The 17,998-nt window shown below is 35.9% G+C and carries 17 protein-coding genes and 1 pseudogene; 5 read left to right on the forward strand and 13 right to left on the reverse strand.

The genetic code is table 11. From position 1 onward, the window contains the following. A partial coding sequence (gene tnpA / locus H344_RS0115570) for an IS200/IS605 family transposase (RefSeq protein ID WP_026811144.1) occupies positions 1 to 284 on the forward strand: 284 nt, incomplete at its 5' end. A gap of 39 nt (positions 285 to 323) precedes the next feature. On the opposite strand, the pseudogene H344_RS0115575 reads toward tnpA, so the two are convergent. After that, positions 324 to 716, reverse strand: a pseudogene (locus H344_RS0115575) (multicopper oxidase domain-containing protein); the annotation flags it as partial. Positions 717 to 770: 54 nt separating this feature from the next. Here H344_RS0115575 and H344_RS21765 point away from each other — a divergent pair. Then, complete coding sequence (locus H344_RS21765; RefSeq protein WP_157378330.1) at positions 771 to 953, forward strand: hypothetical protein; 183 nt, start codon at positions 771 to 773, stop codon at positions 951 to 953. 8 nt (positions 954 to 961) lie between these two features. Here H344_RS21765 and H344_RS0115585 read toward each other — a convergent pair whose 3' ends face one another. The 3 genes from H344_RS0115585 to H344_RS21220 all read right to left on the reverse strand — a co-directional run bounded on the left by H344_RS0115585 (position 962) and on the right by H344_RS21220 (position 4,148). Continuing rightward, positions 962 to 1,819 carry a DUF3347 domain-containing protein gene (locus H344_RS0115585; protein WP_034256817.1) on the reverse strand — a complete coding sequence of 286 codons (858 nt, stop codon included), beginning with the start codon at positions 1,817 to 1,819 and terminating at the stop codon, positions 962 to 964. A gap of 341 nt (positions 1,820 to 2,160) precedes the next feature. Then, the gene (locus H344_RS0115590) at positions 2,161 to 2,772 is read right to left on the reverse strand and encodes a hypothetical protein (RefSeq protein WP_157378332.1); all 612 of its coding nucleotides are present in this window, start codon (positions 2,770 to 2,772) and stop codon (positions 2,161 to 2,163) included. Positions 2,773 to 3,023: 251 nt separating this feature from the next. Then, positions 3,024 to 4,148, reverse strand: a complete 1,125-nt coding sequence (locus H344_RS21220) for a leishmanolysin-related zinc metalloendopeptidase (protein ID WP_051254365.1) — start codon at positions 4,146 to 4,148, stop codon at positions 3,024 to 3,026. Between the two features lie 510 nt (positions 4,149 to 4,658). On the opposite strand from H344_RS21220, the gene H344_RS0115600 reads away from it, so the two are divergent. After that, positions 4,659 to 4,919 carry a hypothetical protein gene (locus H344_RS0115600; RefSeq protein WP_026811148.1) on the forward strand — a complete coding sequence of 87 codons (261 nt, stop codon included), beginning with the start codon at positions 4,659 to 4,661 and terminating at the stop codon, positions 4,917 to 4,919. A 70-nt stretch (positions 4,920 to 4,989) separates the two neighbouring features. Here H344_RS0115600 and H344_RS0115605 read toward each other — a convergent pair whose 3' ends face one another. The 5 genes from H344_RS0115605 to H344_RS0115625 all read right to left on the reverse strand — a co-directional run bounded on the left by H344_RS0115605 (position 4,990) and on the right by H344_RS0115625 (position 11,220). Beyond that, positions 4,990 to 6,345 (reverse strand): transglutaminase-like domain-containing protein, encoded by a 1,356-nt coding sequence (locus H344_RS0115605; RefSeq protein WP_026811149.1) that lies wholly within the window; start codon positions 6,343 to 6,345, stop codon positions 4,990 to 4,992. Between the two features lie 166 nt (positions 6,346 to 6,511). Continuing rightward, entirely contained in the window at positions 6,512 to 7,561 is a 1,050-nt protein-coding gene (locus H344_RS0115610; protein ID WP_026811150.1) for an ArsO family NAD(P)H-dependent flavin-containing monooxygenase, read from the reverse strand. Between the two features lie 124 nt (positions 7,562 to 7,685). Beyond that, positions 7,686 to 8,999 carry a DEAD/DEAH box helicase gene (locus tag H344_RS0115615; protein ID WP_026811151.1) on the reverse strand — a complete coding sequence of 438 codons (1,314 nt, stop codon included), beginning with the start codon at positions 8,997 to 8,999 and terminating at the stop codon, positions 7,686 to 7,688. Between the two features lie 2 nt (positions 9,000 to 9,001). Next, complete coding sequence (locus H344_RS0115620) at positions 9,002 to 10,345, reverse strand: DEAD/DEAH box helicase (RefSeq protein WP_026811152.1); 1,344 nt, start codon at positions 10,343 to 10,345, stop codon at positions 9,002 to 9,004. Positions 10,346 to 10,680: 335 nt separating this feature from the next. Next, positions 10,681 to 11,220 carry a CIA30 family protein gene (locus H344_RS0115625; protein ID WP_240485001.1) on the reverse strand — a complete coding sequence of 180 codons (540 nt, stop codon included), beginning with the start codon at positions 11,218 to 11,220 and terminating at the stop codon, positions 10,681 to 10,683. A gap of 158 nt (positions 11,221 to 11,378) precedes the next feature. Here H344_RS0115625 and H344_RS0115630 point away from each other — a divergent pair, with 158 nt between their 5' ends. Beyond that, entirely contained in the window at positions 11,379 to 12,689 is a 1,311-nt protein-coding gene (locus H344_RS0115630) for an MFS transporter (protein WP_026811154.1), read from the forward strand. A 179-nt stretch (positions 12,690 to 12,868) separates the two neighbouring features. Here the strand turns inward: H344_RS0115630 and H344_RS0115635 are convergent, their stop codons facing one another. The 3 genes from H344_RS0115635 to cls all read right to left on the reverse strand — a co-directional run bounded on the left by H344_RS0115635 (position 12,869) and on the right by cls (position 16,326). Then, a complete protein-coding gene (locus tag H344_RS0115635; protein ID WP_026811155.1) occupies positions 12,869 to 13,510 on the reverse strand; it encodes an SDR family oxidoreductase in 642 nt (213 codons plus the stop codon). Positions 13,511 to 13,606: 96 nt separating this feature from the next. Further along, on the reverse strand, positions 13,607 to 14,620 hold the full coding sequence (locus tag H344_RS0115640) for a zinc-binding alcohol dehydrogenase family protein (protein ID WP_026811156.1): 1,014 nt from the start codon (positions 14,618 to 14,620) through the stop codon (positions 13,607 to 13,609). 251 nt (positions 14,621 to 14,871) lie between these two features. Then, complete coding sequence (gene cls / locus H344_RS0115645) at positions 14,872 to 16,326, reverse strand: cardiolipin synthase (RefSeq protein ID WP_026811157.1); 1,455 nt, start codon at positions 16,324 to 16,326, stop codon at positions 14,872 to 14,874. A gap of 406 nt (positions 16,327 to 16,732) precedes the next feature. Between cls and H344_RS0115650 the strand changes: the two genes are divergently transcribed. Next, a complete protein-coding gene (locus tag H344_RS0115650; protein WP_026811158.1) occupies positions 16,733 to 17,608 on the forward strand; it encodes a hypothetical protein in 876 nt (291 codons plus the stop codon). A 109-nt stretch (positions 17,609 to 17,717) separates the two neighbouring features. On the opposite strand, the gene H344_RS0115655 is transcribed toward H344_RS0115650, so the two are convergent. Next, the coding region (locus H344_RS0115655; RefSeq protein WP_026811159.1) for a transposase at positions 17,718 to 17,998 on the reverse strand (281 nt) is incomplete at its 5' end.

The following is a 17,998-nucleotide window of genomic DNA, read 5'->3' on the forward strand; positions in this document are numbered from 1 at the left end:
GTACGGATAAGGATCATGTTCATTTTTTGATTCAGAGTGTTCCAACATATAGTCCGACCAAAATAGCAAGGACGGTAAAGAGCCTTACTGCCCGTGAGATTTTCTTTCATGCCCCAGGAGTAAAAAGGGCATTATGGGGAGGTTCTTTTTGGGGCAGTGGATATTATATCAATTCAGTCAGTCGGCATGGAAATGAAAAGACTATTGCGACATACGTGAAGAATCAGGGAAAGGAAAAGGAATATGAAGTCTTACATAAGGATGGTCAAATGAGATTGTTTTGAAAAATAAAATAATGCCCCGTGGGCTTGCCCCGGGGATTATTTACTAAGAATAAGTGAACCGTACATGCCTATTTGTTCTTGGAGTCCGCTGTGACTATGATACCAATGGGTTCCACTTTGAATGATAGGAAAGGTATATTTATGAGTGGTATTTGGCGCAATGGGCATCTGAGTAAGATAGGGCACACCATCTTCTTTATTGGGAAGGAAAACACCATGCCAATGTAAGGAGGTGCCTTCTTTTAACTCGTTATGTACATAAATCTCTGCAATATCGCCTTCTGTAAAGGTAAGGGTAGGCATAGGAATCTGTCCGTTTACTGCGATGGCACGTTTTTCTTTTCCAGAAAAGTTTACCAAAGTATCCCGAACATACAGATCGTAGCGAACTATATTTTGGGAAGTCATGGTAGACCCACAAAACAAAGCCATTACTATGAGAACTAATTTGTTGATATATCCCATCTTTAAATTTTTATAGATTTTATGCGAAGCGAATTAACAATGACGAAAACCGAGCTTAAGCTCATAGCCAAAGCTGCGTTCATTGGAGATAATAGGAGTCCAAATACAGGATATAACACCCCTGCCACAATGGGTACTAAAAGTATTTTCCACCTAGACTTCACCACCATTTTACAGCGTCTACATACTATATTTTTGATGTAGAGTTTCATTTATTCTATAGTCTCTACTGTTTTCCCGCAGTTTAGCATTTGCGAACCGTAATAGGGGTTTCTAATGGTACTTTCCTTACTTAGCCAATTGGCCCCTTTGCCGTTATTGGCCATGGGACAAAATTGATAATAGGTAGGCGTTTCTAATTTGGAAACTTTCATTAGTGCATACATGTTTTTTGAAAGAGACATAAATTGTTCCCTTTGTCTGGCAATCTCCGTGGTATTTACTATTTGATCAGTATTTGCCACCAAATCTTTAATCACTTTCATCCATTCCATATGCACCTCCATTGGTAAAGATTGCATTTTCACTTCCTTTAAGGTATTTAGTAGGTTTTCAGCTCTCAGAGAGGCTGTATTGGCATCTGAACTTACTAAAGCGTCTTTAAGTGAAAAATAGTCGTTAAAAACCGAATTTAATAGATTGGTGTCTTGGGTATCGGCTTTCGTTTTATGGCTCGCAGGGTTGCCGGTTTTCATCCCCAAAGCATCACCTATTACAACTAAATTTTTCGCTCTATCATACTTACAACATTCCGGAAGTTTTGAGTAGGTATCATCTGGAGCATAGTATTTTTCATTATCGTAACCTGCTAAAGCAATTCGTTTTAAAATTTCATCTTGATTCGTTTTAAGGGCGTCATAAGTTAAAGTTGCCATTTTGGTATCTTTGTTCCAATCTACCAAAGCTATATTTCTAATATTCCCGGCCCCTTCAATGGCACTTTCGCACATTTCACAGTTCCCAAAGACCTTTACGGTTTCTATGGTTGCATTATTAATTTGGGCTGAACCTACTGTAAAGGAAAGCATTACTGTTAATGCTATCACATTTCTTACTATTGATTTTTTCATGGTGTATAGCATTTTGGAAGCAGCTTTTAGGTTTTCCACTTCAAGTTAAACTCAATTTTAAAGTGAGCTATATAAAGATAATGATTTTCAACGCTTTTAAAGGATAAATTTATGGGTGAGGAGAAAATAAATTCAGCTAGTTTTGGGAGGTTCACTGATATAAAAATAGACGGATTTTGATAATTGGTGTGGAATTGTAAAGTGTTGAATTTGTTATAATTTTGGGGAGAAAAATCACAGGATAAATAGGTGAATTGAATGATTTAATAAAAAATTTCATCACAGGATTTGGGGCATTACTTGTTGCTATTGCTAAAAAAAAGGATAGGCTAGATTAAAAATTAGTTGCTTTTACCTTTTATCATCGTTATTGTTCCCGTCCAGTTATGGTGCGAATTTATATCAAGGCTGCTATTATAATCATCAGACATTCCGCTTCCAGTAGCACCTTCAAATCTACCCGTTCCACCAATTATCACAAAAGAATCCCTCCAATAAGAAGTAACATATTCTGGGTGGTCATCCATTCTTCCTTGTATTACATTACCTGCGATAGACACAATAAGTGTATCTCCATTAGCAGCCACCATATAGGAGTCTGAAGGGCCATATCCTTCAGGTCCTGCACAGAAATCGAAATTCCCAGTAAATTTGCCTAAATGAGTTCCGTTTCCTTCAAAATCAACAATGACTCGTGCAGCCTCGCAACCTTTTGGTTCCAATCCAGTTAAAACCTCAATATCTGGACCAACGTATTGATAATCACCAAGAAAAGCAGCTTTAAAAGGCACTGTTACATAAATCGGTTTTTCCTTACTTTTTTTTAAGGAAATAAGTGTTGCTTCATCTATAGAGTCCTGGCTTTCACCCTCCAATGTGAGATCTGATTTTGTACAAGTTGATAGCATGAATAAACACACTATCGCGATTGAAAGTTGTCTAATAATTTTCATGATTATATTGATTAAGATTAATACATTGGAATAGTCACTTTGACTAAAGCCACTTTAATTTAACTTAATCAATTGTTATAGCCTATGACTATGATCAGCTAAAGGGATAAAAATTTATTATTCCTTAAACACTAATAATCATAGAATTTAAAAGAGCTTGGTATTGGACAGTTGCCCAAATAACAAGCTCTTTTACAAATACATTCCCTTAAAAAATAACACCTATTTAAAGAAGATGATACTATGTTAATTTACTTTTTCTTAGTGTTTACAAATCCTATCGGTTGAAGCAGTACCTCCCTATTTGCAATATTAATACCAGGAGTTTCACTCGTTCCGTCGTTTCCTTGTTCATTTGGGTTTACTCCAGCTGTGCCACGTGGCAAATCATATTTTTCCCCTACCATAGCAGCACCATAACCAAGATCTCTCATTGATCCTGCTGTAATTCTACTTAATGGGTTCTCACCAAGATTTAAGTAACCAGTCATCAATTCATTGTTAAGTATGGATTCGCGCCAATGACCTAAGGCAGTACCAGGTCCTCCCATATTTTCAATAGGTAATTTTCCAGTTCCTCCCTCAGCATTCCAAAAAACGTTAGCCATCTTCCCTGTGAAATAAGGATTGCTATTTGGTCCTTCCCGTAATGTTCTTGCATAATAAGGCTCCACATTCCAAAGAGTACCTAGGCCTAATACGTGACCCATTTCATGAACTATTACCTCTTCAAAAAGATCTAATTCCTCTAGAAAATCCAAATCAGCTATATCAAAAAACATTACCCCAGATAACGGTAAGAAATCACTGGTGCGTACAAAACTTGGACCGGCTTGACCAAGGATACCTCCTGGACCATCAATAGGTGCTAGAGCAACTTCAATAACAATATCATCTATTGTTCCTTCTATATCCGGAAAACCTTGAAACGCAGAAGGGACACTACCAGTAAATGAAGGAACGTCCTTAATAATAATTCGTTCCCATCTGGCAGCAGCTGCTTCAAATACTTCTACTTGTCTTTCCGTAGGGCGTAATAAAAATCTCAATGTAATATTAAAACGTCCTCGGTCTACTCCCGGAGCTTCTGTCGTTTTTAACACAGTAGTGGTTAAATCATCTATTATAATGGGTTCCGTAGGCTGTGCCTTCAATGCCAATACTACATCTTGGGTTTCTGAAACCGCCGGATCCTGAGGCTCCAAGGCGTCTTGTGAACAAGAGGTAAATAATAAAGTTCCAGTAATTGTGAACAGAGTCAATAATCTGGTGAATTGACTTTTCTTAAAAGAATTAATTACAAAACTTTCCATGCCTAGATAGGGAAATAATCCTTTTATCCTTGCAAAAATGTTGTGTTGATTAGTTTTTTTCATAATTTCATATGTTTAGGTTGATTAAATAATCACCACCATCTTTGGTAGATGACGATGTTAATGGTTTATTAAATCTATAACAAAAAAGTCAAAAATCCTACGATTCCACTAATGATTATTACTACCCAACTTATTGAAAATTCGCAGTTTACGTAGGTTTTTCAACATAAATAGCAAGGGAATTGTACTCTTCAAATACTTGGAAATTTATTTTTGGTGCCGACTGAATTCCACTGATTGACTTCTCTTATTTATAAATACTGTTTATGAAGTATATTTTTAGTAAACCGGTAAAATTATAAGAATGAATAGTCTATAGGTTATGTTTATTTGTTCCGACTTTCTGTAAACGGTTGAGATTAAACAGCACTTTTTATAATGATAATCTTAAAACTAATCTATTTAAATACAGATTTCTTAAGAGATTGAAACAGAATTGGTTATATTTAATAGATAAATCATGCATTACGGAATCGTTCTGCATCCTTATAAATTTAAACAACAACGATTATGAACCGATTAAAAGAATTTAAATACCTTAGTTTGGTTATGCTCCTTTTCTTTTTCCTTGCCGCCGGAACACTGAGTTCCTGCAGAGATCAGAAAAAGAATGAAAACACGGAACATCACGATACAGAAGGTAGTGAACATCCCGCTAAAGATGTTGATAGTGATGAACACCCAACGAAAGATATGGATGAACATCCTACCAAGGAAAAAGACTCTTCTGAGCACCCTACAAAAACCGAGGATGAGCATCCTAACGGATAATTTTATCTAAAGGCTTTTAATAGAAGGGCTGACTTAGAATATCTGTTCGTATTTTTTATCTAGTGTCATCTCAACTTGAAATGGCACTAGTTTTTCTGCGAAATGAAAAGAACGTTTTTGGAAACGCAGGATTTACTCCTATTTCCATGACCGGATAAGCCATAAAATTTATGGGGCCTGATGTAGGACCTGGTTCTATTTGTAGATCTCTTCCTCGAGTAAATTCAATACGATTTGCTGGATGCCTCCCGAAATAGTAGGTAGCCAATGCCGTATATTTATTAGCTTCACTAATATCTACAGGCCACCATTTACCCTCTGCAAAAAATTCTGCCCAACAATGATACCCATCAATACCTCCTTCATCACGATCTGATGGAATAGATGCCCCAACGGCAAATCTAGAGGGAATTCCCGCCGATCTAGCTAAGGATATAAATAGAGAATGAAACTCAGTACAATTACCGGTAAGGGCATCACACGCATAAACCGCATCCCCAGTACCATATTTTCCTGCCTTGATATATCGCATTTCGTCAATCACATAATCATATAAGGCTCTGGCCTGCATTATGGTACCGTCATTTTTTTTGTCACCAATAATCGAGTCGGCCAATATCTGAAATCGGTCCCCTACCGGCATCAGCAAACTAGCATTCAGAAATCTCGTAGGAGAAGCATCTTCCTCATAAGGTTTTTTCTCTTGTCTTTCTACCTTATACACCAATTCTAGTTTCGTTCCGCTATGTTCTGGGAAAAGTTCCATAAATAAAATTGAATTGCCATTGCCTTTCTCTTGGAGAATCTGATGCTCAGCAGGCGTTTCTATAGATGCTATTTCTATTTTCTGAAAACGATCACTTTGAGGAATAGGTATCCATATCTTTGCAGGTTCTTTTATTTCTGGTAGAGTAACCTCATAGGTAAATTCAAATTGATCCTCTCCCTCAATGACCCCCAATAAATCTGGTGATGCATTTTGTATAGGCATTCTATACCAAGTCTTGTCCTTTCGCTGTTTCCAAGTGTAAAAAGGCTTCCCATTTAGCTTGTGCAAAGTAGTTTCTGTAACTGTCATGTTGCCTGGATCTCCATCCAAGAAAAAATCCACATCATAAACGTCCCCATTTATATCAGCAAGATCTACACAGGCGAAATGCCTTTGAGGCCCTAAATTGGAAAGATATTCGGTATGTACACGTACCAACTGTAGCCGTAGTTCTTTGTCATCTGTTTCCATATGGAAGTACCCTCCGCCCTCTTCTACTTTTTTAGCAATATTCGCCTTAATACCTTCCTCAATATCAGCAGTTACTACCATAGGAAGGTTCTTGTCTGCTAGGGTTTTATCTTCTTTTTTAATTTTTGTATTACAGGCCATCATCGTGGCGAGAAGAATGGCTAATGTAAATCCAGAGTATTTCATACGGAGGAGTCTTTATGATTTGTATGAATTTACAATAATTCCACGGTTTTCTAACAATCATAGGAATTCAAGTCTACTTAGTAAGGCATTAAAGCAGAAATAACTACCTAACTATATACGCGGTTTCTAGAGTAAAAATAGTTATGAACTCCAAATAAATTTAAGATCAGGAGTCTATTTTAAAATAAGCTTGTATCTCCCTTACGGTAGTCCTTGCAGTCTTCCCTACCCCGTATATGGTGGCAGAGGCAAAGCCCGTCCAACTTCCATAGCCCACTAACCAGAGTCTTGGTTCTTTTATGGAACGAGTGTTTTTAGTAATGACTCGGTTGTTTTCAACTATATTTAAGGGGTATAAATGTTCTAAATAGGGTCTAAATCCAGTACACCAAATAACCGCGTGGAAGGCTTCCTTTTCTCCATTCTGCCATATAACTCCATTTTCATAAAAAGCATGAAACGGTCTTACAGCATCGTAAACTCCCCTTTTAAGACCTTCTTTAACGCTTTCCACCTGCACAATATCACTTAATGAAACCTTTTCCTCAAAGTTGTGTGTGTTATTGTCTAAATAACTCGAATTCGCTTTAATAAACAGGTAGCGACCATCTATATCTTCTGGCATAAACTGAGGTGGTTCTAAAGTCACCCACTTTGTTTCTGCTACCTTGGAAACTTCAGATAATATTTGGGCACCAGAATTTCCTCCCCCAATAACAAGTACTTTTTTTCCTATTAAATCTTTTGAATCTCTATAGTCAACTGAATGTAATTGAAGTCCGTTAAACTTATTCTGATTTGGATAGCTGGGTATATAGGGATTTTGGGCCGTTCCCGTAGCACTTACCACTGTTTTTGCCCAGTAAACACTTTTGCTAGAAGTTATTTTAAATAATCCGTTTTCTTTTTCTACACGGAGTACCACCGTATTTCTCTTAATGGGAAAACTATATCGCTCTTCATAGGCAGTAAGGTAATCTAAGAATTCTTGTTTAGTGGGATAATCCTCTTTACTCTTCGGCATTTGCCAACCCGATAAGGAACTATATTGTGTAGGGGAAAATAGTTGTAAGCTTCCCCAGGTATTTAACCAAGCTCCCCCAGGCTTATCTTGATTATCTAATATTAGGTACTCCAAAGAACTCCTTCTTAAAAAATAGGCAACGGAAAGTCCCGCCTGTCCTCCACCTATTATGATGGTATCGTAAATAATCACTGTAAATAGCTTTTTAAGATTAATAAACTAGAATCTCTATTTTATAGTTCTTTTTATTTAGAGGTAAACTTTCTTTAATTCAGGATGACGATGAAATTGCAGCTTTAAAGAATTATAATATTACCTATAAGACCGTTACACGCACCTTTTTATTCTTCAGTTTGGTATTATTCAGTTTATTTACCAATTCATTGGCAATTGATAAAGGCACTGCTACAAAAGCACAATCTTGTTTTAGTTCGATAACCCCCAATTGATCTTTATTAAGCCCACCTTGTTTAAAAAATAAACCTGCAATATCCCCTTTAGAAATTTTGTCCTTTCGTCCCCCGGAAATAAACAAGGTTTCCCAATATTGTGCCTTGTGTGGCGCTTTCTTGGAAATATTGATGTCTTTAACATCTTTAATGAATTCTGGTAGTAATTCATTTTCCCATTTTAGGACATAGGCAGTTCCTTTCGAATTTACCCTAGCTGTTCTTCCATTTCTATGAATAAATTCTTCTTCATGAATAGGTAATTCATAATGGATTATATAATTCATTTCTGGGATATCTATACCCCTAGCGGCCAAGTCTGTAGCAATTAATACTTGTACCGTTCCATTTCTAAATTTAATTAAGGCTCTTTCCCTATCTTTTTGCTCCATACCACCTGAAAAACAGCTGTGGTTAATTTTATTCCGTTTTAAGAAAGTACTCACTTGGTCTATACTGTCCCTTAAATTACAGAATATAATTCCCGGTTCGTTCCCTATATGCAGAAGCAGTTCTACTAGTGTTTTTAATTTATTTTTATCTGTAGAGACCACTGTTTTAATGGCCAATTTTGAACCTGATTTCTCTTTTAAGTAATTAACTACTGTCGGATTATTCAGTCTTACAAAACTGGGAACAGTAACTGCCTGGGTAGCAGATGTTAAAATGCGTTTATTTACACTGGGTAATTGACTTAAAATAGCCTTCATCTCTTCCTCAAACCCATCTTCCAACGACTTGTCAAACTCGTCCAAAATAAGTGTTTTAATATTTGCTTTTGAATATCGATCGCTGTCAAAATGATCAAGAACTCTTCCTGGTGTCCCAATTAAAATTGCAGGGGGATGTTTTAGTTCTATTTTATCCTTAGATATGGGTCTTCCTCCATAAACTGCATTTACCTTAAAGCCAGAGCCCATGGATCGAATTACCTGTTCTATTTGAATGGCCAATTCTCTAGAGGGAACCAGAATTAAAGCTTGAATCTCTTGTGAATCGGGATCTAATTGTTTCAATAATGGCAATGCAAATGCCAATGTTTTTCCTGTTCCTGTAGGGGATAATATTATTGAATTGGTAGTATTTTCAATTACGGAAACAGCCTCCACTTGCATGGGATTCAGTTCGTGGATATTTAATTTCGATAAAATATCCTCTTGACTTTTAATATCGTTTGCCATAGTTATTGTTTCCTTTTCTTCTTTTTAGGCGATTCAGATTTTGCAGTTGTAATACTAGAATTCGCTAAGTAGTCTGCTAAAATTTTATCTACCAGCTCTTCTTTTGTCAAGTGATGGAAAATAGTCTTTATTTTGGCTTTAAAATCTTCGGAAACCTCTCGATTAGGTTTCGTTTTAAAAATTTTCTTTGCCCAAATTAATGCGTTATTCTCATCTATACTCTTTGCGTTCGCTTTTTCAATCCTATTGATAGTAATACCTAATTCCCGCTCGAAATCGGCAATTTCGTCAACTTCTTCTTGTTGTAATACCGTTAAAGAAAGCCCCTTTGCTCCTGCCCTAGCTGTTCTACCACTTCTATGCACATAGGTGTCATAGGTGTCCGGTAGATGATAATTAACAACATAGGAAATTTCTTTTACATCAATACCACGGGCTGCCAAATCGGTAGCCACTAAAATATCTATATGCCCTTCTCTAAATTGCCCCATAATTCTATCTCGGATACCTTGTGTTAAACTACCGTGAATAGCGCCAGAAGAAAACTTATTTATTGCTAAATTCTTTGCTAATTTATTTACGGCAGCTTTAGTTTTACAAAATATAATCCCTCGTTCCCCTTCTTTAGAATTCAAAAAATGAAGTAATACCTCCAATTTTTCTATAGGTTCTACCACTATATATTGATGGTCTATCCCTTGATGACCAATAGTTTCCATATCTGCTTCTATATGCACCACATGTTTAGACATGTAATTTTGAACCAATTGCTTAATTGCTCCTGGCATAGTAGCTGTAAACAATAAGGTTCTCCTAGATTTTGGAATCTCCTTTATAATGGTATCTACCTCTTCTTTTAAGGCACTTACCATCTCATCTGCCTCATCTAAAATTAAATACTTCAGGTTTTTGACATTGATGGAACCACGTTTAATTAAATCTACAAGACGTCCTGGAGTAGCTACTACTATATGAGTTGCAGATTTTAATCGCTCTATTTGAGGTTTAATGGGGATACCCCCACATACCGAGGCAATAGATATTTCAGGACTATGAGTCGCAAAAGACACTAAATTGGTATAAATCTGTTGCCCCAATTCCCGTGTAGGAGCAAGAATAAGTGCCTGAACATTAGAGTTCTCCGAATCGATTAATTGCAGTAATGGCAATCCAAAAGCAGCCGTTTTACCAGTTCCTGTCTTTGCTAAAACAACAACATCTTTATTTTGATTAAGAACAACCGGAATCGTTTTTTCTTGGATATCCGTAGGAACAGCAATTTGTAAATCGATTAAACTTTGCTGTACTTGCTCGTTAATCCCTAAATCTGAAAACTGTTTTAACATAAATTATTTTTCAGCAAAGATAGTGACTGTTATTTGAGGAATACCATGAATTAGCACGGTTGTTAATTTTATTTCCATACTGTATCACTTTCCATTATTATGAATAGTATTAATGGCTTAAGGATGTCATAAGTTTTGAATAGATTTTTAATATTTCAGTCTACTAACCTAATAATGAGGAGTTCTCCTTACAAGCTTTCAATTCCTTATAATAAAGGCATTACTATTTTAAACTGCATAAAAACATAATATAACTGCCTATAGAATGTGCCTATGTAACATTAACAGCTTTAAATTCTAATAAATTAGTAGAGCACTGGTCACAAAGCAACCAGTTAATTAGCGTATAAATATATTTTATCCAATTCCAATGAAAATGATTCTTCACTTCTATTACCAATTAATATTGAAATTGCTTGCATTTCCTTTCCAGAATAGTTTGGCATGTCTAATCGATTACCTCTAAAACCTGGGTAGAATTCCGAGAAAGGTATAGTAATAGTTTCCCATTCCCCGGAGGTGGTGAAACTGTGGATATAGGAATATCGCTGGGAGCTTTTTTCCTTTATCCGGAACTGATAAGATTTTCCGTCACCCTTAACTCTAAGTTTAACAGCGGCATATATAGAAACTTCTTTTAATTTAAACTCATAACGGATAGAAGAGAATCCGCCATTATTTTCTAATCGAACTGTACCTGTAAACACTGCACTCCCTGGAGCATTCATTTTTATTTCTCCCTTCGACAAACCGCCCATAACCCCATCATCTATTACAACCCAATTTGAAAGATCCTTGGTTTTCTTAAAATCAAAAATAAGCATCGTATTTTCTTGAGACATGATAGTTAATACTAAAGGAAGAAAAATTTTCATCAGTACTTTGTTTAAATAAATATATTAAATAGCAAACAGAAACTATAGGTTATTAACTTTAATTTCCATTTAAGATTACTACCGTGCCCGTAATGGCCGAAAACATTAATTGTAATGTGGATTTAAAAATATAGCTACTTTTGCCATATACTTAAGAAATGAAAAAATTGCGGTGGACCGAGAGTTTATATGGTTACTTAAATAACGAAGAGGATGCAAGGTCTTGTAAAGATATCAATGAGGAAGCTTGTCAATACACTCCAAAGAATTATTTCCTAATAATGATCAGCAATACCTTTACAAAACTTGGTGACACCTTAAGCAACCCAAAAACGGTTTTAACTTGGGTTATGAGTTATGTTAATGCCCCAGTATATTTAATTAGTTTTATAGTACCCGTACGGGAATCTGGTTCAATGCTTCCCCAAATTGTGATTGCGAGTTATATAAGAACCAAAAAAAGGAGAAAATGGGTCTATGTTTTAGGTAGTATTTTTCAATGTCTAAGTATTATAGCAATTGGTTTGGTAACACTTCATACTACGGGTGTAAAAGCAGGCTGGTTAATTATGATTTTCCTTATTATCTTCAGCTTATCTCGGGGGTTGTGCTCAGTTGCTTCTAAAGACGTATTGGGGAAGACAATACCTAAACAAAAAAGAGGAAAACTTAAAGGCTATACTGCTTCTGCCTCTGGTATTTTGGTATTGTTGGCTGGATTATACTTAATGTATCAATCCAAAAATGGGGCTGATATCACCTTTTATAGCTATACTCTCTTTTTTGCTGGTAGCATGTGGTTAATTTCTGCAGTGGTCTATGCTATGATCAGAGAGTTCCCAGGAGAAACTTCCGGAGGAAAGAATGGTTGGAAAGAAGCTAGAGAAAGAATGGGCATTATTAGAAGTGATAAAAATTTTAGAAATTTCGTAATAGCAAGATCTCTTTTACTTTGTTCTGCGCTCACTGCTCCTTTTTATGTACTACTTGCTCAAGATATATTGGGAAAAGAGGGTTATTTGATGGGATTATTTATCCTGGTAAATGGGTTGGCTTCTATATTAAGTGCTCCAATTTGGGGAAGGATGGCCGATATTTCAAGTAAAAATGTAATGGTTATTGCAGCCATTATTGCTTCCTTACTGGGAATACTGATGTTTTTACTTATTTCTTACATTCCCGTGATAAAAATGTCGGCATGGTTATATCCTACCGCTTTTTTTGTATTGGGAATTGCACATAGCGGGGTGCGTTTGGGACGAAAGACCTATATAGTGGATATGGCCGGAGGAAATAAACGTACAGACTATGTTTCTGTAAGCAATACTATAATTGGCCTAATACTATTGTTAACAGGCGGAATTAGTGCAGCTGCTTCAATCATTTCTATAGAAGGAGTTATTTTAGCCCTTTCACTATTTGGAGTTCTAGGTGCGTATAAAAGCTATAAACTTCCTGACGTGGAATAATGGTCAAACGTCCTTATTTATACGATTCCATAAGTTCTAGGTTAGTACGTCTGGCACGGAAAGGAAAATAACGATAACAAATCTATGCCCGCCTGAACAGATACGGGCAAGCTCGCCTAAAGGGGACGGGCACGAAGGCATAAAAGTATACTTATCTCACTTGGTGAGTTCATTACGATTTAGCTGTTTGCTAAATCCGCCAATGCATTTTCAATTAATTGATTTCCAGACACTATTTCAAAACAATCGTTGGAAGCGGCATCCTCATGCAACGTCTTAGTCAGTACATGTGCAACATCCTCTCTACTAATGCTTCCTTGTTCATTTAAGGGTTGGCCAACGCTAATCTTACCTATTCCCTTATCATTAGTTAGGGAACCTGGTCTTACTATAGTATAGCGAATATTACTTGCTTTAAGGTATTCATCAGCATTGTGTTTCGCTTTTAGGTAATCTTTAAGTTCTGTTGCCTCTTCTGGATGTTCTGCACCCATAGAACTAAGCATAACAAATTTCTTGATATTATGAATCTTTGAGGCGTCAATCATTTTCTTTGCTCCTTCCTGATCCACTTCAACTACTTTTTTACCGCCGGATCCCGCTGCAAACACTACCTTGTCTACATCAATAGCGTCCATAATATGTGAAATATTCTTTTCAAGATCTCCAATAACTGTTTGTATTCCTTGGTCTGAAAATTCCCTAATTTGGCTTTCTTTGCGCACCATAGCAATTGGTTCAAAATAAGGTGATGATTTTAAAAGGCTAACGACTTTTCTTCCCGTGGTACCTGTAGCCCCTACGACGAGTATATTTTCCATGATATAATGTTTTTACAAATTTCGTCTTAATGGGAGATATTTATGAATGTTAATGCATTTAGGCTTAACTCATATTCAACCTGAATATAGTAATCATTAAAAAACAATCACCGTTTTCCCTATTGTTTTCCCCGATTCTTGAAGCTGGTGTGCTTTTTTTAAATTGTCTACTGTAAATCCATTTAAGGTGGTGTTTAAAGTGGTTTTCAGTTTTCCCGTATCCAACAACCTGCCAATTTTATTGAGAATTCGGTGTTGTTTATCCATATCATCCGTGGTGTACATGGAACGCGTGTACATAAACTCATAAGAGAAGGTGACACTTTTGTTTTTTAAGAGGTTTAAATCTAAGGGTTCACTACTTCCAGTTATGGAAACGATATGTCCTTGAGGTTTAATTATTTCGGCTGCAAGTTCCCAATATTCCTTTAGGTCTACAAAATCTAAGATGTAGTCGACTTGCGCGTGACCTAGTTTTTCTAACTCGCTTTTTAGATTACGGTGATCTACCACATGATTGGCTCCAAATTTTGTACACCATTGGGCAGATTCTGGTCTAGATGCGGTTGCGATTACCGTTAGATTCCCCACCTTTCTAGCTAACTGAATACAAATGGACCCTACTCCTCCTGCTCCACCCAAGATTAAAACAGTTTTTCCTTGATCTACAATAGGATCTACCCTTATCCGATCAAAAAGTGTTTCCCAAGCGGTTAACCCTGTTAAGGGAATGGCGGCTGCTTCAGCAAGAGTAAGGTTTTGAGGTTTTAAACCTACAATTCGCTCATCTACCAATTGATATTCTGCATTACTACCATTTCTAGTTATATCTCCAGCATAATACACCTGGTCCCCAACCTTAAATTTAGAGGTTTTATTGCCTACCTCCTCAACGGTTCCTACAGCATCCCAGCCTATAATTTTGGGTACCTCGAGGGTGGAATCCTTTGCGGCATTCTGTCTTACCTTATAGTCGACGGGATTTACAGAAATCGCTGCAATTTTCACCAGTAGGTCGTGTCCTTTTGCCTTAGGTTTTTCAGTTTCAAATGCTATAAAACTATTAGTATCGGTTATGGGTAATGATTGTTTAAATCCTATTGCCTTCATTCTCGTAGATTTTTGAGGTTATATGTCTTATTTCCAAGTGATTGGATAAGCTTATATTTTTCCTATATTTAAATAAATAGATACACATTAATTTACTACAGATATAGGAACTAACAAAATGTAGATCTATTTAAATAAAAAAAATAATCCAATGAAAAAATATTCCTTTCTTCAAAGGAGGCAGGAAAAATTTTAAATAGTTTGATAATGAAATATTTGAAGTTAATTTTAGAGTTAATTTATAGCCATTATTAAAGAAAAGGAGAAAGCAATCTCACCGCTCGTTCCCAAAGATGAAATACTTTTGATCTATTTAACCAATCATTAGCATTAATTTCAGTGGCATGGTCCAAATCTCCCATAAAAGCCTGAAATAATTCGGAGGTAAGACTTGGGCTATAAAGCATTGCATTCACCTCAAAATTTAAATCAAAGCTTCTATAGTCCATATTCGCCGACCCTATTATAGACAACTCCCTGTCAATTACCAAGGTCTTTGCATGTACAAACCCTTTATTGTATAAAAATATACGCACATCATGTTGCAACAATTCGGTATAATAAGACCTTGCGGCCGCATCTACCATTTTAGAATCCGATTCCCCAGGAACCAATAGGATAACTTCAACGCCACTCTTAGCAGCAATAATGAGCGCATCCATTAAGCTATCACCAGGAATAAAATATGGGCTAGTAATCAATATTCGTTCCTTGGCAGAACCAATGGCCTGCATTAGAGAATAAAAAATAACCGGTAAGGTAGAATCCGGACCAGAAGGTGCAATCTGCACCAATTTTTGTTGTATTAGGACATCCTTATTTGGGGGAGGGAAATAGATTTCGTTGTATTCTAATTTGTTATCACTACAGAAATTCCAATCACACAAAAATAAGTACTGAAGATAGAGTGTGGCAATACCATTTATCATTAAATGGGTGTCTCTCCAAAACAATCCATTTTCAACCTTTATATCGTTCCTATATTTATCACTGATATTAATTCCGCCAATAAAAGAGGTTTCACCGTCTATAATAATAATTTTTCTATGGTTACGATAGTTTAATCTACTCGCCAGTGCATACCATTTTATCTTATAAAAAGGGGCGGTCTCTACTCCGGCATCCTCTAGCCTTTTGAGAAACTGAGTTCCTAATCCATGGCTACCAAAATCGTCATAAAGAAAACGGACCTCTATACCTTCTAACGCTTTTTTAATAAGCACATTGGCTATTTCATTTCCCGTTTTATCATTTTCATAAATGTAGTATTCCAGGTGTATATGCGATTTGGCGGCTTCTAATGCGTTTAGAAGTTCAGGGAATTTTTCTTCACCATTCAATAGCAGTTTTATTGCATTGTTAGCTGTTAATGGGCTGCTACTCGTCTGTCGGATAAATTCCACCAAGTTTCGATGCTTAACAGGAATTAATCCGGAATTTAAAACCCTTGAAGAATAGGTAAACATCCTATCTCTTAATTCTTCCCGTAACTTCTTGTCTTGATCTATTTTTTTGGAGTAGAGTTTTCGTTTTCGATAATTAACTCCAAACCAGAAATAAAACAACATGCCAAGCACGGGTATCATAACAATAAAGAGAATATAGGCAAGTGCTTTGGAACCACTCCGTGTGTCATACAAGACTCGGAAAATCACCAAAAACATTAGGATGACGTATATAATTTCTACGAGTAGTATCAAATTCATTTTAATCCTAAATTAGTGATGTCCAATTTGTTTTTCTATAAAACTAATAAGTACAGATAGGTTGATTAAGTAAAATAAAACTATTCTCATTGGTTGGCTCTTTAATTCATTCCTATAATAAATACCTTTATATAGGTAGTAGGACAGATAATAGAAATATATGTCCAAGGCTTAATTCCCAATAAATATAAGTAATACCAACTACACTTACTTATGTAGCTCTAAAATTTATATATTATATCTAGCCAACGGATATAATCTATAAAAAGTCCGACAGAAAAACATTAAATATGTATAACCCTAAATAATTATTAAACTATTCGGTAATAATTTCTTAAATTTAAGCAGGTTGCTATAAAATTCTCCCCAGACGCATTTTCTAGATCAGGATAAAAACAGGTGAATTATGAAAAACTCTAACCATAGTCAATCCAAATATAAACTAATAAGAAAAGGGGGAATTTTTATTTTATGTACCTTTTTATTATGTAGTTGCACAGCAAACAAACGATCCTATGCCATTAATGGGGAAGAAGTAGAAATAAAGCTACTAGAACAAGAACAGCATTTAGAGAGTATTTTGCCTTCACTTTTGGGGTTAATGATTCCGCAGCTAATAAATTGGGGCGTTACCGGAACAAAAACTTTTATAGATAAACAGGCCGAGAAATATACGGCAGATTATAGTCGTAGTATTTCTGGAAATGATTTTTACTGGCCGGCTGATGATGAAAATAATTTAGCGCAAAAATATAGGGGTTTCCAATTAACAAGAAAGGCCACTATCCCTTTAGCTGATGGCACTACAACATCTGAGGTTTCTAGTAAATTTATATTTCATTTCGATTTAAATCCAGAAAGAACTTTTATGTCCCTAAATCCAAAGGAAGTTGCGGTGTATTATTCAAAAGCAAAACTCAATGAAAAGGATGACAATTTAGATGTCTTGGTCTCAATAAGTATATCTTCAACATGGGTAAATGGGAAGAATTCTTTTAATAAAAAAGAAATCGCTAATTTCGAATTCCGGTTTTCGGATATCAAAATTAATGAGGTATATGATGAAAACAGTAGTCAAATTAAAATGCAACAAGATAACTGGTTTCCATTGCCCCCAGTATCCGTAGATATTGATAATAAGGTGGCAGATTATGGATATTTCGATATCAATGTAAAAGTAATTGAAACCGATGATTATGGAAAGCGATTAGAAAAATATAGCAACACCATTAACAACAATAGTGACCTGATAAATGCGATGCTTAATAAGTTGATAGAATAGGGCTTGATTGCGACATTTTAAGATAATAGTGTTTTTCACAGTTATTTGCATTAATTGACACTATCCCGCAATTTGTGTAAGTAGAAAATAGAGGGTGCTTAAGCATAACTTAGAGTTTGACTCTTTCTTCATATAAAGTCAGGAATTGATTGAGGATAATTCCCCAGTTCCTGATGGGCATCGACCATTTTTTTGTTGCTTCCCTCACAGCCAAATATACAGATTTCATTACAGCCTCATCGGTAGGGAACGATAATTTATTTTTGGTGTACTTCCTGATCTTGCCATTTAAATTTTCAATCAGGTTGGTGGTATAGATTATCTTTCTGATTTCCAGCGGAAATTCATAGAAGACAGTTAGGTCTTCCCAATTGTCTCTCCAGCTTTTTA

The organism is Arenibacter latericius DSM 15913 (genome assembly GCF_000424985.1).
Lineage (GTDB): Bacteria > Bacteroidota > Bacteroidia > Flavobacteriales > Flavobacteriaceae > Arenibacter > Arenibacter latericius.

Excerpts from the sequence above, each read along its gene's own strand:
- H344_RS21765 (WP_157378330.1), top strand. The coding sequence starts at position 771 with ATGCGAAGCGAATTAACAATGACGAAAACCGAGCTTAAGCTCATAGCC.
- H344_RS0115585 (WP_034256817.1), bottom strand. The coding sequence starts at position 1,819 with ATGAAAAAATCAATAGTAAGAAATGTGATAGCATTAACAGTAATGCTT.
- H344_RS0115590 (WP_157378332.1), bottom strand. The coding sequence starts at position 2,772 with ATGAAAATTATTAGACAACTTTCAATCGCGATAGTGTGTTTATTCATG.
- H344_RS21220 (WP_051254365.1), bottom strand. The coding sequence starts at position 4,148 with ATGAAAAAAACTAATCAACACAACATTTTTGCAAGGATAAAAGGATTA.
- H344_RS0115600 (WP_026811148.1), top strand. The coding sequence starts at position 4,659 with ATGAACCGATTAAAAGAATTTAAATACCTTAGTTTGGTTATGCTCCTT.
- H344_RS0115605 (WP_026811149.1), bottom strand. The coding sequence starts at position 6,345 with ATGAAATACTCTGGATTTACATTAGCCATTCTTCTCGCCACGATGATG.
- H344_RS0115615 (WP_026811151.1), bottom strand. The coding sequence starts at position 8,999 with ATGGCAAACGATATTAAAAGTCAAGAGGATATTTTATCGAAATTAAAT.
- H344_RS0115620 (WP_026811152.1), bottom strand. The coding sequence starts at position 10,345 with ATGTTAAAACAGTTTTCAGATTTAGGGATTAACGAGCAAGTACAGCAA.
- H344_RS0115625 (WP_240485001.1), bottom strand. The coding sequence starts at position 11,220 with ATGAAAATTTTTCTTCCTTTAGTATTAACTATCATGTCTCAAGAAAAT.
- H344_RS0115630 (WP_026811154.1), top strand. The coding sequence starts at position 11,379 with ATGAAAAAATTGCGGTGGACCGAGAGTTTATATGGTTACTTAAATAAC.
- H344_RS0115635 (WP_026811155.1), bottom strand. The coding sequence starts at position 13,510 with ATGGAAAATATACTCGTCGTAGGGGCTACAGGTACCACGGGAAGAAAA.
- H344_RS0115640 (WP_026811156.1), bottom strand. The coding sequence starts at position 14,620 with ATGAAGGCAATAGGATTTAAACAATCATTACCCATAACCGATACTAAT.
- cls (WP_026811157.1), bottom strand. The coding sequence starts at position 16,326 with ATGAATTTGATACTACTCGTAGAAATTATATACGTCATCCTAATGTTT.
- H344_RS0115650 (WP_026811158.1), top strand. The coding sequence starts at position 16,733 with ATGAAAAACTCTAACCATAGTCAATCCAAATATAAACTAATAAGAAAA.